Source organism: Salirhabdus euzebyi (assembly GCF_014207435.1).
Taxonomy (GTDB): Bacteria; Bacillota; Bacilli; order Bacillales; family Alkalibacillaceae; genus Salirhabdus; species Salirhabdus euzebyi.
This window is the reverse complement of record NZ_JACHGH010000024.1, coordinates 1,660-4,599: the sequence shown is the minus strand read 5'-3', so window position 1 is coordinate 4,599 and position 2,940 is coordinate 1,660. Positions and strand designations below refer to the sequence as shown.

General features: G+C 52.2%; 1 rRNA gene. It reads right to left on the bottom strand.

Features of this window, described 5'->3' with window-relative positions:
* Nucleotide 1: 1 nt before the first annotated feature.
* Nucleotides 2-2,933, bottom strand: a 23S ribosomal RNA gene (locus HNQ94_RS19385).
* Nucleotides 2,934-2,940 lie beyond the last annotated feature (7 nt).

Genomic DNA, 2,940 nt, shown 5'->3' with positions numbered 1-2,940 from the left:
TTAAGTTAAGTCCTCGATTGATTAGTATCCGTCAGCTGCACGTGTCACCACGCTTCCACCTCGGACCTATCTACCTCATCGTCTCTGAGGAATCTTACTCATTTAAAATGATGGGAAATCTCATCTAGAGGGGGGCTTCATGCTTAGATGCTTTCAGCACTTATCCCTTCCACACGTAGCTACCCAGCTATGCCCCTGGCGGAACAACTGGTACACCAGCGGTGTGTCCATCCCGGTCCTCTCGTACTAAGGACAGCTCCTCTCAAATTTCCAACGCCCACGACGGATAGGGACCGAACTGTCTCACGACGTTCTGAACCCAGCTCGCGTACCGCTTTAATGGGCGAACAGCCCAACCCTTGGGACCGACTACAGCCCCAGGATGCGATGAGCCGACATCGAGGTGCCAAACCTCCCCGTCGATGTGGACTCTTGGGGGAGATAAGCCTGTTATCCCCGGGGTAGCTTTTATCCGTTGAGCGACGGCCCTTCCATACGGCACCGCCGGATCACTAAGCCCGACTTTCGTCCCTGCTCGACTTGTAGGTCTCGCAGTCAAGCTCCCTTCTGCCTTTACACTCTACGAATGATTTCCAACCATTCTGAGGGAACCTTTGGGCGCCTCCGTTACTCTTTAGGAGGCGACCGCCCCAGTCAAACTGCCCACCTGACACTGTCTCCGAACCGGATCACGGTCCTGGGTTAGAATGTCCGTACAGCCAGGGTGGTATCCCACCGACGCCTCCACCGAAGCTAGCGCTCCGGTTTCTCAGGCTCCCACCTATCCTGTACAAGCTGTACCAACATTCAATATCAGGCTACAGTAAAGCTCCACGGGGTCTTTCCGTCCTGTCGCGGGTAATGCGCATCTTCACGCATAGTATAATTTCACCGGGTCTCTCGTTGAGACAGTGCCCAAGTCGTTGCACCTTTCGTGCGGGTCGGAACTTACCCGACAAGGAATTTCGCTACCTTAGGACCGTTATAGTTACGGCCGCCGTTTACTGGGGCTTCGGTTCTAAGCTTCGCTCCGAAGAACTAACCTTTCCCCTTAACCTTCCAGCACCGGGCAGGTGTCAGCCCCTATACTTCGCCTTTCGGCTTCGCAGAGACCTGTGTTTTTGATAAACAGTCGCTTGGGCCTTTTCACTGCGGCTCATCCAGTCACCTGAACGAGCACCCCTTCTCCCGAAGTTACGGGGTCATTTTGCCGAGTTCCTTAACGAGAGTTATCCCGCTCACCTTAGGATTCTCTCCTCGCCTACCTGTGTCGGTTTGCGGTACGGGCACCACTTTTCTCACTAGAGGCTTTTCTTGGCAGTGTGAAATCAGGAACTTCGGTACTAAGTTTCCCTCCCCATCACAGCTTGAGCTTCTGATGTGCGGATTTGCCTACACATCACTCTCACTGCTTGGACGTGCACTTCCAGTCGCACGCTTTCCCTATCCTACTGCGTCACCCCTTCGCTCAAACAAAAAGAAGGTGGTACAGGAATGTCAACCTGTTTTCCATCGCCTACGCCTTTCGGCCTCGGCTTAGGTCCCGACTAACCCTGAGCGGACGAGCCTTCCTCAGGAAACCTTAGGCATTCGGTGGACAAGATTCTCACTTGTCTTTCGCTACTCATACCGGCATTCTCACTTCTAAGCGCTCCACCAGTTCTTACGATCTGACTTCGCTGCACTTAGAACGCTCTCCTACCATTGTACCTACGGTACAATCCGCAGCTTCGGTGATACGTTTAGCCCCGGTATATTTTCGGCGCAGAGTCACTCGACCAGTGAGCTATTACGCACTCTTTAAATGGTGGCTGCTTCTAAGCCAACATCCTGGTTGTCTAAGCAACTCCACATCCTTTTCCACTTAACGTATACTTTGGGACCTTAGCTGGCGGTCTGGGCTGTTTCCCTCTCGACTACGAACCTTATCACCCGCAGTCTGACTCCTAAGTTTAAGTCATTGGCATTCGGAGTTTGACTGAATTCGGTAACCCGATGAGGGCCCCTAGTCCAATCAGTGCTCTACCTCCAAGACTCTATTACTTAAGGCTAGCCCTAAAGCTATTTCGGAGAGAACCAGCTATCTCCGTGTTCGATTGGCATTTCACCGCTACCCACACCTCATCCCCGCACTTTTCAACGTGCGTGGGTTCGGGCCTCCAGTAAGTGTTACCTTACCTTCACCCTGGACATGGGTAGATCACACGGTTTCGGGTCTACGACCACATACTATATAACGCCCTATTCAGACTCGCTTTCGCTGCGGCTCCGCATCATCTGCTTAACCTTGCATGGGATCGTAACTCGCCGGTTCATTCTACAAAAGGCACGCCGTCACCCATTAACGGGCTCCGACTACTTGTAAGCACACGGTTTCAGGATCTCTTTCACTCCCCTTCCGGGGTGCTTTTCACCTTTCCCTCACGGTACTGGTTCACTATCGGTCACTAGGGAGTATTTAGCCTTGGGAGATGGTCCTCCCGGATTCCGACGGAATTTCACGTGTTCCGCCGTACTCAGGATCCACTCTGGAGAAAATAAAGTTTCAATTACAGGGCTGTTACCTTCTTTGGCGGGCCTTTCCAGACCTCTTCGTCTACCTTATTTTTTTGTAACTCCGTATAGAGTGTCCTACAACCCCAAAAGGCAAGCCTTTTGGTTTGGGCTACATTCCGTTTCGCTCGCCGCTACTCAGGAAATCGCGTTTGCTTTCTCTTCCTCCGGGTACTGAGATGTTTCAGTTCCCCGGGTTGCCTTCCTTATCCTATGGATTCAGATAAGGATACTGCCCCATTACGGACAGCGGGTTTCCCCATTCGGATATCTCCGGATCAAAGCTTACTTACAGCTCCCCGAAGCATTTCGGTGTTTGTCCCGTCCTTCATCGGCTCCTAGTGCCAAGGCATCCACCGTGCGCTCTTCTTCACTTAACTTACTATT